This is a genomic window from Serratia sp. CY56464, from assembly GCF_052168435.1.
GTDB classification, from domain to species: domain Bacteria; phylum Pseudomonadota; class Gammaproteobacteria; order Enterobacterales; family Enterobacteriaceae; genus Serratia; species Serratia marcescens.
This window is the reverse complement of record NZ_JBJNMV010000001.1, coordinates 2,019,782-2,033,408: the sequence shown is the minus strand read 5'-3', so window position 1 is coordinate 2,033,408 and position 13,627 is coordinate 2,019,782. Positions and strand designations below refer to the sequence as shown.

Sequence of the window (13,627 nt, the reverse complement as noted above, 5' to 3'; positions counted from 1 at the left end):
TTACACCCGGCGGAGTGCGCTCCGCCGCTAAACCGCCGGGGCGGGATTGCCCGCCTTCGGCCGACTGGAACCGTGAAGACATGATGAATCTGACTATGACCAGAAAGACCGTTTCCCTTGTGGGCCCGCTCGCCGCCGCATTGACGCTCGGCGCGGTCGGCCTGCCCGCTCATGCGGCTATCGCGCTGGATCGCACGCGCGTGATTTTCGACGGCGACCTGAAAACGGTCAGTCTCAACATCAGTAACCAGAACAAACAGTTGCCGTATCTGGCGCAGGGGTGGATCGAAGACGATCGCGGCAACAAAATCCAAAGCCCTTTCACCGTGTTGCCGCCGGTGCAGCGGGTGGAGCCGGGCAAACCGAGCCAGGTGAAGATCCAGTCGCTGCCGGCCGCGCGTCAGCTGCCGCAGGACAGGGAGACGCTGTATTACTTCAACCTGCGTGAAATCCCGCCGCGCAGCAACAAGCCGAATACGCTGCAGATAGCGTTGCAGACGCGCATCAAAATGTTTTATCGCCCGGCGGCGCTCGCCCCGAAGAAGAACGCGGCGCCGTGGCAGGAGCAGCTGACCCTGACCCGGCAGGGTGACACGTACGTGGTGAACAACCCGACCCCGTATTACGTGACGATCGTTGAGGCGAGCGCCGGCAAGGGCGGGAAAGGGGCGGCGGGCTTTGAACCGTTGATGGTGGCGCCGAAGGCCAATGCCCCGCTGAACGTCTCCGCCGCGAGCCTCGGCAACGCGCCGTCGCTGGCGTACATCAACGATTACGGCGGGCGGCCGCAGTTGAACTTCCGCTGCGCCGGCAATGCCTGCCAGGCCGTGCCGGCCGCCAAATGACGAGCCGCGCGCAGGCAAGAAAGACAGAGTGAACACAGCGGAGTGAACGAATCATGCAACGAAAGATCCCCATGCTGTTGGGAAAGGCCTATGAGCGCCATCAGCGACGCACTATCGGCCTGACGGTATTGGCCGCGCTGATGGTGCCGCTGACGGCGGGCGCGATGCTGATGCTGATGCCGCCGGCCCGCGCGGTAGACAATTGGGACGTGGAGGGCGCGAACGGCACGCTCCACGTCTACGGCGCGTTGACGGAAAGCGCCTGCAGCCTGGAAATGACCACCGCTCGTCAGGAAGTGTGGTTGGGTGAGACGGGAACGGCGCACTTCCAGCGCCCGGGCGATCGCGGCACGCCGGTGGCGTTCGAGCTGACGCTGAAAGACTGTCTGCGGGCGCCGGCGAGCAACCGCGACGCCTGGACCGGAGTGCTGGCCTGGAGCGGCAGCCAGCCTGCGGTGTCCGTGGCGTTTGCCGCGCCGACGGATGACGACGCGCCGGGGTTGGTCAGGGTCGCCGGCGTTACCGGATTGGGGTTGCAGTTGGCAGATGCCACCGGCCTGCCTGTGCGCCTCGGCGCGCGTAACAAACCGGTATTGCTGACGCCGGGACAAAACACCCTGATGTACACGGTGACGCCGGTGCGCACCCCGGCGACGCTGAGCGCCGGCGCTTACCGTGCGGCGATCGATTTCCGGCTTTACTACGACTAATACGCCGCTTGCGCCCGGTCGGCGCAAGCGCAACCAAAGGGAGTGGCGTCATGCGCGCGACAGAGACGAACCGGCGCCGGAGCGCGCTGTTGGGGGCTGGCATGGTCATGGCGGCCGGCATAATGGCGCAGTCGGCGACTGCGGCGGAAAACATGCGCTTTCACGGCGCGCTGGTGGCCGAGCCGTGCGTCATTCAGCCAGGGGATGAGGACATTCCGCTGGATTTCGGCACCATCGTCGACAAATACCTGTATCTGAACACCCGCTCCCACAGCCAAACCTTCGCGTTGCACCTGACCGAGTGCGATCTCAGCCTGGGCAATACGGTGGCTATCACGTTTACCGGCACCGAGAACGCCAAACTGCCCGGCCTGTTGGCGTTGGATGCCGGCAGCCTGGCGTCGGGGATCGGCATCGGGCTGGAGGACAGCAGCGGCAAGGCGCTGCCGCTCAATCGCGCCAGCGATAAATTCCGCCTGAATGCCGGCAACACCACGCTTACGCTGCAGGCCTATGTGCAAGGGGAGCCGGAGGCTATCCAGACGAAGTCCATCGGCCGCGGCACCTTCAGCGCGGTGGCCACTTTTACGTTGGAATACGAATAAGCGTCTACAAGGACAAGAAACGCAATGATGAGAAAGCACGTCAATCACGCCCTGCGCATGGGGCTGCTGTGCCTGTTGGCGTTGAGCGCCGCCGCTTGCCAAAGCCAAAAGTCGGGCAAGCCCGCCGTGAACACTAAAAATCAGGTTGTGCAACCTCCGTCAGAAGAGGCTTTGCGCAAGCAGCGTGAGGCCGAGCAACTGCAGCAGTGCCAGCAGCAACTGGGGGCATTGCGCGCGATCGACGAGAAACAGTATCAGCGCTATAAGCAGGCCTTCGACAGCCTGATGAGCGGCGCTTCGCAGTACGCCAGCCTGCGCGCCAGGGTAAACGGCGACACGCAGGCGACGGTGGATGCGCTGTATCGCTACAAGGTCAACTATCTGTGCGCCGGGGTGAATCAGGCGGTGTTGACCGGCTTGGCGGATCGCGGGGAGCAGATTAAATGAGGCTGCGCCTGCTGGGCTGCGTCGCTCTGCTGTTCTCCGGCGTCGCGCTGGCGGACGACGGCGTGCCGGCGCTGCTGCAGTTTGCCGAGCAGTATCAACGGCAAAACACCGTGCCGACGAACGAAAAAGCGGCGCCAGCCGACCGCGGGGCGGGACAAAAAAGGCCTGAGCCGGCAAAGCGCACGTCGGGCGCCAACCAGCCTGCTTCATCGGCCAAAGCTTTTACGCTGACCCAGGAATTATTGGCGCGTGATCAACAGCTGGCGCGTCAGCGAATGGAACTGACGATGTTGCGCCAGGAACTCGCCGCGTTGCGGGCGGAGAAAGCGACGCCATCCGTCGCGACGTTGCCGGACTCGTCAACGCTTCAGCAGTGGATCGCCGGGCTGGGCGCCGCCTGGCGCGGTTCGCCCGATGCGCAGCGCGCCGAGGCGCTGTTGCGTCAGGCGACGCAGGAAACCGCCAAAAGCAGAGCGGCGGCGGCGCAGGCCGAACGGCGCGTTACCGAGCTGGAATCTGCCGCGCAGGCATCGGCACAGACGCTTGCACAACGCCAACGCGAGCACCAGGAGGCGTTGCACGCTCTGCGCGCCGCGTTGGAAGAGAGCGAGCAGAAGCGGGCCGGTGAGCAGAAAGTGACCCAGCAGACGCGCGAAGCGCTATTGGCGCTGCATAAGCGGCTGCAATGGGAAGTGACGCCGGAGCAGTTGAAGGATGAACGCAAGCGTTTGTCCTATGCGGCGGGCAGTGCGCTGGGGCGGGACATTCAGGGGGTAGTGGCGGCGCGTCAAAGCTGGGGCGTACCGGTGGACCGCGACAGCCTGTTGGCGGGCGTCATCGATAGCGTCTCGGGGCGTTTGCGGCTGCCGCCGGATGAACTGGATGCGCTGACGGCGCAGGCGGATGCCGCCGCCGTGGCCGCGCGTGAGAAACGCGTTAACGAACAGCGGCGGCGTGATGAAGATTACCTGGCGCGATTCAGTCAACAAAAGGGCGTAAAGCAGTCGGCGATGGGCTTTTGGTATCGGGTGGATTACGCCGGGGAGGGCGCGCTGGCACCAACGGCGGTGGTCGATGTGGTCGTGAAGGAGAAGTTGACCGACGGTACGGTGATCCAGGATATGGAACTGAGCGGCAAGGTGCTGTCGCAACCGCTGTCCGAGTATCCGCCGCTGTTCAGGGAGGCGATAAGCCATCTGCACAACCACGGTTCGCTGACGATGGTTGTGCCGCCGGCGCTGGCCTACGGCGAAACCGGCTACCCGCCGAAAGTGCCACCTAACGCCACCATGATTTATGAATTACGCATCGACAACAGTCAGGCGCCGGCAAAGGGCGCTCAGGCGGTTAAACGGGAAGCCGGAACGGCGGGAGGGCAGGGATGAACACGATGATAAAAATCGCGCTATTTGATGAAAACCGTTACTTCAGCGCCGGCTGGCAGGAGGCTCTGGCGCTGCACTTCAGCACTTACGGCAAGCGCACGCTGTTACTGGATGCGCAGCAGGTTCACGAAGCCGATCTGGTGTTCTGCTATTTTCCTCCCGGCGTGCAAAGCTGTTTTTGTCACTTCTTTGAGACGCAGACCGCGGGGCGCAAAACGCTGTATTTCTCGTTGCGAACGCCGGAGGGGCGGCATAAGCGCACCGTTGGGAACCGTTGCGCGCTGGAGGCCGGTGTTATCTACCACGATACGCCGTTGGTCTCGGCGCTGTATCAGGTGAGCGCCGAGCTGGAACGGCGCAGCAAATGGCCGGGCAGGCCGGGTTGTGGCAGGAACTGCATATGCCAGCACCGCGGCCTGACGCTGCGTGAACAGGAGATCATGCGCTGTATGACGCGGGAGATGGGGGTGACGCAAATCGCACGGATGCTGGACATCAGCGTGAAAACCGTCAGCAACCACAAGATGAGCGTTATGCGCAAAATGGGATTCCGGCGTAATGCCGAGCTTTATGGGTGGCTGCGACACAGCGCCCGTCCCGGCGCCATGGGGCTCGAACCGGCATTCAGCCGGGCGTTGCGGCAGGGAAGGAACGGCATTGAGACGGCGCCGGCCAAATCGGACCGGCCGGCGCCTTAAGTGCCTTGCCGTGGCGATCAGTTGCAGGCCACGACCTTGATCGCCAGCCCGCCCTGTGAGGTTTCGCGGTATTTGGCGTTCATGTCTTTGCCGGTTTCGTACATGGTTTCGATGACCTTATCCAGACAAACCCGCGGTTCGCTGGTGCGGCGCATCGCCATGCGCGCGGCATTGACTGCCTTGACGGCGGAAATGGCGTTGCGTTCGATGCAAGGCACCTGAACCTGGCCGGCGAGCGGATCGCAGGTCAGTCCCAAATGGTGCTCCATGGCGATCTCCGCCGCGATGCACACCTGCGCCGGGCTGCCGCCCAGCAGCTCGGTCAACCCGGCCGCCGCCATCGAGCAGGCGACGCCCACTTCCCCCTGGCAACCCACTTCGGCGCCGGAGATCGAAGCGTTCATCTTGTACAGCGCGCCAATCACGCCGGACGCCAGGAAGTAGCGGGTGTAGGAATTGGCGTTCACCGGGCGGATGAACTTGTCGTAGTAGGCCAGCACCGCAGGGATGATGCCGCAGGCGCCGTTGGTCGGGGCGGTCACCACGCGGCCACCGGCGGCGTTCTCTTCGTTGACCGCCAGCGCGAACATGTTGATCCAATCGACCACGTTCATCGGGTCGATATTGTTCTTGTCTCCGGTCACCAGAATGCGGCGCAGCGCGGCGGCGCGGCGCGGCACCTTCATCGGGCCGGGCAGCAGGCCTTCGGTGTTGATGCCGCGCTCAATACCGGCGCTCATCACCTGCCAGACGTCGGCGAAGTGCGCGTCGATATCCGCTTTGCTGCGCAGCGCCAGCTCGTTCTGCATCACCAGGCCGGACAACGACAGCCCGGTCTCTTTGCAATGCTGCTGCAGATCGTGCGCCGATTTGAACGGGTAGGGCACCGGCGTGGTGCCCTCGGCGGACTGGCCGAAGTGCTCTTCGTCGACGATGAAACCGCCGCCGATCGAGTAATAGGTTTTGCTGTGCAGCAAGCGTTCACCGGCGAAGGCGCGGATGCGCATGCCGTTTTCGTGCAGCGGCAGGTTATCGCCGTGGAAATTCATGCCGCCATGCTGCGGGAAATCCACCTCGTGGTGGCCGTTGGCCAGCGGCAGGCGACCGCGCTGTTCGACGTCGCGGATAAAGCCCGGAATGCTGTCGATGTCCACGTCGTGCGGCAGGTTGCCGGCCAGGCCCATGATGATGGCGATATCGGTATGGTGGCCTTTACCGGTCAACGACAGCGAACCGTACACGTCGACCACCACCCGGGTGGTGTCCTGCAGCTGCTGGTGGGCGATCAGATCGTCAATGAACTGTTTGCCGGCTTTCATCGGACCAACGGTGTGAGAACTGGATGGGCCAATGCCAATTTTGAAAATATCGAAAACGCTGACCATGGTCTCGCCTCCTTCTTCAGGTTTCAGGCGGTGAATACGGGAAATGGGGGCAGTGCGGGAGGGCCGGCGCGCAGCGGCGCCGGCCGGACGTGATTAGCCGAGCAGGCTGAACACGATAGCAGAGATGGCGATCAGACCCATCACAACCACAAATACGTTGCTGATGTGGCCGCTGTACTTGCGCATGGCAGGCACTTTACGGATGGCGTACATCGGCATCAGGAACAGCAGCATGGCGATGATTGGGCCACCCAGGGTTTCGATCATGCCCAGGATGCTCGGGTTCAGGGTGGCGACGATCCAGGTGGTCACCAGCATGAAGATAGCGGTCATGCGGTTCAGCTTGGCGGTGCTGACGGTTTTGCCGCGGCTCTTCATCGACTTGGCAACCAGGCCGTTGAAGCCTTCACGGGCGCCCAGGTAGTGGCCCAGGAACGATTTGGTGATGGCGACGAAGGCGATAACCGGCGCGATGTACTCGATCATCGGGTTGTTAAAGTGGTTGGCCAGGTAAGACAGAATCGAGATGTTCTGCGCCTTGGCTTCCGCCAGGTTTTCCGGCGTCAGGCTCAGCACGCAGCTGAACACGAAGAACATCACTGTCAGCACCATCATGATGTGTGCATAAGCCAGAATGCGGGAGCATTTCTTCTCGGCGTCCGCGCCGTACTCTTCGCGTTTGGCGACGGCGAAGGCGGAGATGATCGGCGAGTGGTTGAAGGAGAACACCATCACCGGGATTGCCAGCCACAGGGTCATGATCAGGCCGTGACCCATGCCGGTACCGCTGCCGGACAGCGACACGTTTTCGAAGATGGCGCCGGTCCAGTTAGGGATCAGGTATACCGCCAGCAGCATCAGCACCGCCACGAACGGGAAGACCAGGATGCTCATGGTTTTCACGATGGCCTGCTCACCGAAGCGCACGATGGTCATCAGGCCGACGATCAGGATCAGCGACAGGATGGCGCGCGGCGGCGACGTCATGCCCAACTGGTGGGTAATGAAGCTGTCGACGGTGTTGGTGATCGCCACGCTGTAAACCAACAGAATCGGGTAGATGGCGAAGAAGTACAGCAGAGTGATCAGTTTGCCGGCGGTGATGCCGAAGTGCTCTTCCACCACGGCGGTGATGTCTTCACCGGGATTTTTGCCGGACAGAACGAAACGGCACAGGCCGCGGTGGGCAAAGAAGGTCATCGGGAAAGCGATGATGGCCATGATGATCAGAGGAATCAAACCGCCGATGCCGGCGTTGATGGGCAAGAACAGGACGCCTGCGCCGATGGCGGTGCCGTACAGGCCCAACATCCACATGGTATCCGTTTTACGCCAGGTACTGCTGGAGCCCGAGGCCGCAGAGGCAATTGTGCCGGTCTGTGTAGTGTCCATAAATATCTCCGAAGTGAACACGAATTTAAAATTAAAAGGCAAAACTTAAGGTTAAACCGTCAAACGTCCTATTCAGGCAACGCTTGCGGTAAGAATCAGGTGTTGCTTGCGGGGATGTTTTGGCGTCCCCCTGGTTGTTTATTGCGTTCATTACCAAGGCACAGCGCCGGGTAATTCACTAAAGACTTTTCACCTTCACGGGTGATAAAAGTCGTTACCGCTGCCGACAGGTCATTGCCTGTCGATTTTTGTTGGCGGCAAGATAACGATTTACAGTAGAAACAACCGTGATCCTGCTCTCAAATGCGTAATATGTGCAGTTATCTGCTTTTTCATCGATTTTTCGCGCATTTGTTGCACATTTGTGTAAGATTTTGTGCTGAGAACGCTCTCATAAAAATTTCTGCGATTATGTGGCTTGTACAATAATTAGCCGGATAAAGCGCTGTGCTCAGCAGCAAGCCGAGCAATATATTTTATGCGTGGTTTTGGATCTAGCTAAAAACCCGGATTAAGCAGTTTTAGTGATGTGGATCACATTGTGTTTTTAAGGTAAATTGAATTCATGTTTTTGTTTTTAATCATTTTTATTTAAAATTCACCGCTAGTAACGAAGGGAAATTACTTACGTGGTTAGCGGATAAAAATGCGTAACCATTCATCATATAAATAACAGATACCTAACAGGTATTGGTGAGATTTGCTGCAATCGCGTAAACCGCCGTTTATTTAAACTTCCTGGCCTTTGGCACGATTTATCATATAAAAGCCATAAATAGCCGTTAATTCACCCAGCCGACCGCGTGTTTAGCCTGCGAAAAAATAATCACTCGGGTGAGCTGTTGCATTTTATTAACCTGATGTTGCGTGCGGATAAGCGAAAAACGTGAATTGATTGCGCATTATTTGTTCATTTTTCGGCGGGGAAAGAGGGATATCGACGCGGTGCGCCGTCGGTTATGACGGCGCTGAAGGCGGATTAATAGCGGATAGCGATGGCGTTGTCGTTGAAGAACGCCAGGAAGTCGGCGCCCGGCTGGCGATCGGTGATCACCCGATCGAACTGCGTCAGCGGGCCGATGCAGGCCGGCTTGGTTTTGCCGAACTTGCTGTGGTCTGCCACCAGGATCTTTTGCTGCGCCATCGCCATGGCGCGATGCTTCATCTCCAGCTCGTCGAAGTTGAAGCAGGTGGCGCCGTGCTGCAGGCTGAGGCCGGCGGCGGAGATAAAGGCGATGTTCGGGCAGATGTGATCGAGCTCGTTGCGGCCGCCGACGCTGGAAAAGATGTAGTTGTTCGGCTTGAACTCGCCGCCGCACAGAACCACCTTGCAGTTCGGTTTGTCCTGCAGCGCCAGGAAGGTGTTCAGCGAATGACACACGGCGGTGAAAGCCAGCTCGTCGGCGATGGCGTCGATGATCGCCGGGGTGGTGGTGCCGCAGTCAAAAAACACCGTGTCGTTTTCATTGATCAGCGGCGCTGCCAGCAGTCCGATGCGCCGTTTCTCCGTGACCTGTTTGGCTTTTTGATCGGAAACGAAGTAGTTGGTCACGCCGTTGCTGCGCGGATCGGTCACCACGTAGCCGCCGAGCAACACCACGGCCGCCGGTTCGGCGCTCAGATCGCGGCGAATGGTCATCTCCGAGACCCCCAGCAGCGCGGCGGCTTCTTTCAGGTGGATCTTGTCAGCGCGTTTTAACGCCTGAACTAACCGGTTGATACGTTCTTCGCGCCGCGTTTCCATAGATCCGTCTTCCCACAGGTAATAGAGATAAAAGGCGAGCCGGCATTTCCGACGCTAAACACAACGATGCGGGGCAATATCGGGCCGCATCAACCGCCCGTATTGTCCCGCATCGGAGTGTATGGCCATGCCCGTCAGGGCAAGCCGACGATCAGTAACTGCCCGCCGCCGGCTGGGCACCGGAGACGATGGCGACGCCGGAGCTGGTGCCGATACGCGTGGCGCCGGCTTTAATCATCTTCTCGGCGGTGGCGCGATCGCGCACGGCGCCGGAAGCTTTCACGCCCATTTCGCTGCCCACGGTCTCGCGCATCAGTTTGACGTGCTCTTCCCGAGCGCCGCCGGTGCTGAAGCCGGTGGAGGTTTTCACGAAGGCGACATCGAGTTCGCGACACATTTCACAAACCTGGACGATCTGCGCATCGCTGAGCAGGCAGGTTTCCAATATTACCTTCAACGGGATCGCCGCGCAAACCTCGCGCACGGCGGCGATGTCGGCTTTCACTTCGTCCAGCAGGCCGCTTTTCAACCAGCCGACGTTGATCACCATGTCGATCTCTTGCGCGCCGGCGGCGATCGCCGCTTTGGCTTCAAAGGCTTTGGCGACGGTCAGGCCGGCGCCCAGCGGGAAACCGATCACCGAGCAGACTTTCACGGTGCTTTCCTGCAGCAGCTGGGCCGCCAGCGGCACATAGCCGGAGTTGACACATACCGCATAGAAGTTGTGCTGCTGCGCTTCTTCGCACAGTTTGGCGATCTGCATTTCGGTGGCGTCCATGGCCAGCAGGGTGTGGTCAACATAGCTGGCGTAATCGATGCTTTCGGTGGTCATCGCGGTTCCTTAGTGAAGTTGAGAAAATAGCATGGATAGGTAATGTGAAAATAATAACATTTCAACATCGATAAACCTAGCGGGATTTGAAAAATGTCGACGAGATCATAGTTACTTCACTGTTATCTGTATAACTTAGGGGAGGATTATTTGTTATTTTAATAACATTTTCAGTGGCTGCTCGCGGCCTGCACGGGCGAAACGTCGAGGGGAAAAAAGATGGAGATCAACATCGATCTGGCTCCTGAAGCTTTCGGGACGCATCGGCAGGAACTGTTCCGCAACGCGGATTTCGCGGTGAGCGCGCATCGCTGCGCAGAACGCGGGCTGATGCTGACGCTGGCGAATTGCCGTGGCGCGCTGAGGGTTTTACCGTATCAGGGCCTCGCGATCTGGGACGCTGAGTTTGACGGTCATTCGCTGAAATCGGGCCGCCGCAGCGCGCGGGGCGCCGGAAGAAAGCGTGCTGACGACGCCGCGTTCTGTCCCGCCTGGCCGGGTCACGACGGCGCGCCGATCCAGATGCAACGCGTGTGGCTGCAGCTGGCGGGCGATGAGCTGACGTTGCACGGTGAAGGCGAGCGGTTGGGCGAGCGTTGGCGCGTCGGCCCGGCGCTGCGTCTGGCGGCCCAGAGCGCGCAGTTCGCCATAGAGATGAAGATTACCAACCTGGGCGAGCGGCCGCAGCCGCTGCGCTATGTTTGCCGCCTCAACTATGATTGCATTCCCGACGCGGTATTCCGCCAGAACCTGCCGACGCCGGCTTTGTTAGGGGATACGATCGGGCAGGAACTGCTGTGCTCCGACGATCTGACGCGCTACGTGGATCAGGCCGAGTTCTTTATGCTGGCGCCGCAAGGCCGGCGCTATGTGACGCGTTTTGCCACCGGGCAATTCAACTATGGCCTGCGGCGCATCGCTGTCCAGGGCCACAGGCGGCTGCTTGCTTTTATCCAGCCGGCAAACTGCCGCCCGAATGCGCCAGAGGGTGAGGGGGTGATGCTGGGAGCGGGAAAAACGCGGGCGTTTTGCGTGACCACCGGCGTGGTGTGAAAGCAGGGGCGGTAACGCCCCTGTCATGTTATGCGGTTATTCTTTCACCCAGCCGCGGCGAATGGCGAAGGCAAACAGGAAGCGATACAGACGCGACAGCTTGTCGGCGAGGACATCACCGAACAGATTCCATACCAGCTGAGCGAACAGGCAGCCGACCAGGCCGAGCAGGAAACCGCCGACCATATCCAGCGGCCAGTGCACGCCGAGGTAAACGCGTGACCAGGCGATGCCGACGGCGACAATCATCAGCAGCGCGCCGGACCAGACCCGGTGCCAGAACAGGAACGCCAGTGCAAAGGTAAAGATGGCGGTGCCGTGATCGCTGGGGAACGAGCTGTCCGGCGCGTGCGCCAGGAAGGTATAACCCACGCCGGCGACGAACGGACGCTCATGCGGCAGCAGCGCGCCGATAGCGGAGGCGGCAAGCATGGCGAACAGCAGCGCGATCGTGGTTTTCGCCACCACTTCGCGCTGTGAAACCAGCTGGCTTCGCGGCCCCCACAGCCACAGGCCGACGATCAGCAGCGGCACGATAATGATAAGATCGCGCGCCAAAAAGGTGGCGAAATCGATCATCCATTCGGGAGATGCCGGGGTCGCATTGATCCAGGCGAAAAGAACATGGTTTAACTGCTCCATAACCGTTACCTCATCTTGCGGCGCCAATAGCCGCTAATCATCCAATAAATAGCCAACTGGCTTAACCAAACCCACCAACCCGCCCACAGGTTATGGGTAAGAAAATGTGCGCCGCGCATGATCTGACCAAAGCCCATCAACATGCCGAGCGCAATGCCGCCACACCAGCAGCACCAGGCCAGGCGCGGGCGTTGCGGATAAAACAGGAAAAACAACGCCATGACCGCGAAACCGCTCGAGGCGTGCCCGCCGGGGAAACAGCGACCGGGGCCCGGCAGCGCCGGTACCGCGCCGAATAAAGGGAAGGACATCGCCTTGCCGCCGTACTCGATCAGATCCCACGGACAGGAGTGCGCGCTGGTGGCCTTGAGAATGCCCACCACCAGCGGGCCGATGCCGAGAAGCAGCATGCTGACAATCAGGCGCGCGCTGCGGCGATAGATGCCCCAAAACAGCGTGAGCACCGCTCCCACGATCACTATCTGCTTCAACAGACGGTGATTGATCAGATCCAGCCAATAATTGTTTTGCCACGGGAAATGCCCGCTGGCGGCATCGTACCAATAATTGCTGATCGCCCAGTCCAGCTGTTCGTTGCGGGAGAGCCACAGGAATACCAAACCGCTGATCAGCAGGCCAAAAACTTGCCAACGGTAAAAGGATGTCGGCAGGGAGTAAAGGGCGGTTGTCTTAATTTGCTGTGCCGTTGAGGATTGATTTAATGACGATTCTGGATTCACGCGCAGGCTCGGTGACAGGATTGAATAGCGCCACTGTAATAATTCTGTCTTAAGAAAACCTTAGTCCTGCGGCAAGAGAACCCTATCTGATGCACCCGCTTGGGCGCCGGTCAGCGCGTGTTTTTCTCGTATTAACCGGCGGTTTTTTGGGGTATTGCTCCGGTTAATGGGTGGTATAAGGCGATTGTCACTATTTATCTCCTATTGTAAAGAAGATTAAACTTGTGGCGAGCGTGGCGGTAGTGTATTAGTTTATAAGCGGATTATTTGACAAAAAGTGTAGGGATAAAACATGAACAAGGCATCCGTTGTATTTTCCGGCCTGCTGATGGCCGTTTCCGCCGGCGCTATGGCGGCGACCTCTGGCGATGACGCAGACATGAGCAAACAGCCGCTGGAAAAAGTCGCGCCTTACCCGAAAGCCGAGAAGGGCATGAATCGCCAGGTGATCTACCTGCCGAAGCAAGAACACGAAGAGAACTACAAGGTAGAGCTGCTGATCGGCAAGACGCTGGAAGTGGACTGCAACCGCCATATGATCGGCGGCACGCTGGAGACCAAAACCCTGTCCGGCTGGGGTTACGACTACCTGGTGCTGGAGAAGCTGTCTGAACCGGCCTCGACCATGATGGCCTGCCCGGACAACACCAAGACCAAGCAATTCATCGCCGCCAACCTGGGCGACGCCGCGATGCAGCGTTACAACAGCCGCCTGCCGATCGTAGTGTATGCGCCGAAAGACGCGGAAGTGAAATACCGCATCTGGAAAGCCGAAGATACCGTAAGCCAGGCTGAGCAGAAATAACCGCCGCCTGACGCCGCTCCGCTGGCCATTCCCGGTTGGCGGAGCCTTTCTCCTTCCTGTCTCCTTATCATTCCCGCATCTTTGACACTCGACTGATTGCTTTCGGACGTGGCTTTTAGGCGCGACATGGCAACGAAATACGCAAGTCAATACCTCTTCACAAGTGCACAGGAAGCACGCAGCTGCATGGATGGAAGAGGATGCGTGCGCATAGAAATAGAGCAAAGAAATCTTTACTGAAGTGTGATAATTTTGCGCATGCCCTATTAATGGAATGACACAGAAGATAAGGATATCCAATGCGTTATCGTTCGCTAACGCTCGACGAGCCCCGTAACAGCCGC

14 protein-coding genes are annotated in these 13,627 nt (G+C 59.5%); 8 read left to right on the top strand and 6 right to left on the bottom strand.

The features are described from left to right. The first annotated feature begins 80 nt into the window (after positions 1 to 80). The 6 genes from ACJ8KE_RS09895 (at position 81) to ACJ8KE_RS09870 (ending at position 4,690) form a co-directional block, all read left to right on the top strand. The gene (locus tag ACJ8KE_RS09895) at positions 81 to 845 is read left to right on the top strand and encodes a fimbria/pilus periplasmic chaperone (protein WP_016928380.1); all 765 of its coding nucleotides are present in this window, start codon (positions 81 to 83) and stop codon (positions 843 to 845) included. A 71-nt stretch (positions 846 to 916) separates the two neighbouring features. Further along, positions 917 to 1,555 carry a fimbrial protein gene (locus ACJ8KE_RS09890; protein WP_033640839.1) on the top strand — a complete coding sequence of 213 codons (639 nt, stop codon included), beginning with the start codon at positions 917 to 919 and terminating at the stop codon, positions 1,553 to 1,555. 50 nt (positions 1,556 to 1,605) lie between these two features. Beyond that, positions 1,606 to 2,160, top strand: a complete 555-nt coding sequence (locus tag ACJ8KE_RS09885; protein WP_110146833.1) for a fimbrial protein — start codon at positions 1,606 to 1,608, stop codon at positions 2,158 to 2,160. A gap of 24 nt (positions 2,161 to 2,184) precedes the next feature. Then, positions 2,185 to 2,607, top strand: coding sequence for a hypothetical protein (locus tag ACJ8KE_RS09880; protein WP_016928377.1), 423 nt, complete (start codon positions 2,185 to 2,187; stop codon positions 2,605 to 2,607). Beyond that, positions 2,604 to 3,992 carry an FKBP-type peptidyl-prolyl cis-trans isomerase N-terminal domain-containing protein gene (locus ACJ8KE_RS09875; protein ID WP_079451002.1) on the top strand — a complete coding sequence of 463 codons (1,389 nt, stop codon included), beginning with the start codon at positions 2,604 to 2,606 and terminating at the stop codon, positions 3,990 to 3,992. The genes ACJ8KE_RS09880 and ACJ8KE_RS09875 overlap by 4 nt, the downstream gene beginning before the upstream one ends. Beyond that, complete coding sequence (locus ACJ8KE_RS09870; RefSeq protein WP_102025902.1) at positions 3,989 to 4,690, top strand: helix-turn-helix domain-containing protein; 702 nt, start codon at positions 3,989 to 3,991, stop codon at positions 4,688 to 4,690. The genes ACJ8KE_RS09875 and ACJ8KE_RS09870 overlap by 4 nt, the downstream gene beginning before the upstream one ends. A 17-nt stretch (positions 4,691 to 4,707) precedes the next feature. Here ACJ8KE_RS09870 and ACJ8KE_RS09865 read toward each other — a convergent pair whose 3' ends face one another. From ACJ8KE_RS09865 to deoC, 4 genes are all read right to left on the bottom strand, one after another. Further along, entirely contained in the window at positions 4,708 to 6,075 is a 1,368-nt protein-coding gene (locus ACJ8KE_RS09865) for an L-serine ammonia-lyase (protein ID WP_016928374.1), read from the bottom strand. A gap of 93 nt (positions 6,076 to 6,168) precedes the next feature. Continuing rightward, a complete protein-coding gene (locus ACJ8KE_RS09860) occupies positions 6,169 to 7,467 on the bottom strand; it encodes an HAAAP family serine/threonine permease (protein WP_004938697.1) in 1,299 nt (432 codons plus the stop codon). Positions 7,468 to 8,446: 979 nt separating this feature from the next. Next, entirely contained in the window at positions 8,447 to 9,211 is a 765-nt protein-coding gene (deoR, locus tag ACJ8KE_RS09855) for a DNA-binding transcriptional repressor DeoR (RefSeq protein WP_016928372.1), read from the bottom strand. A gap of 151 nt (positions 9,212 to 9,362) precedes the next feature. Beyond that, entirely contained in the window at positions 9,363 to 10,043 is a 681-nt protein-coding gene (gene deoC / locus ACJ8KE_RS09850) for a deoxyribose-phosphate aldolase (RefSeq protein ID WP_016928371.1), read from the bottom strand. 219 nt (positions 10,044 to 10,262) lie between these two features. On the opposite strand from deoC, the gene ACJ8KE_RS09845 reads away from it, so the two are divergent. Next, on the top strand, positions 10,263 to 11,096 hold the full coding sequence (locus ACJ8KE_RS09845) for a hypothetical protein (RefSeq protein ID WP_239441740.1): 834 nt from the start codon (positions 10,263 to 10,265) through the stop codon (positions 11,094 to 11,096). Positions 11,097 to 11,132: 36 nt separating this feature from the next. On the opposite strand, the gene ybjG is transcribed toward ACJ8KE_RS09845, so the two are convergent. Together ybjG and ACJ8KE_RS09835 are read right to left on the bottom strand one after the other, a co-directional pair. After that, positions 11,133 to 11,738: an undecaprenyl-diphosphate phosphatase gene (gene ybjG / locus ACJ8KE_RS09840; RefSeq protein WP_028127970.1), complete on the bottom strand. Its 606-nt coding sequence runs from the start codon at positions 11,736 to 11,738 to the stop codon at positions 11,133 to 11,135. 5 nt (positions 11,739 to 11,743) lie between these two features. Beyond that, positions 11,744 to 12,478: a phosphatase PAP2 family protein gene (locus ACJ8KE_RS09835; RefSeq protein ID WP_033634209.1), complete on the bottom strand. Its 735-nt coding sequence runs from the start codon at positions 12,476 to 12,478 to the stop codon at positions 11,744 to 11,746. A 292-nt stretch (positions 12,479 to 12,770) separates the two neighbouring features. Between ACJ8KE_RS09835 and eco the strand changes: the two genes are divergently transcribed. After that, positions 12,771 to 13,283, top strand: a complete 513-nt coding sequence (eco, locus tag ACJ8KE_RS09830) for a serine protease inhibitor ecotin (protein ID WP_048796780.1) — start codon at positions 12,771 to 12,773, stop codon at positions 13,281 to 13,283. The last annotated feature ends 344 nt before the right edge of the window (positions 13,284 to 13,627 follow it).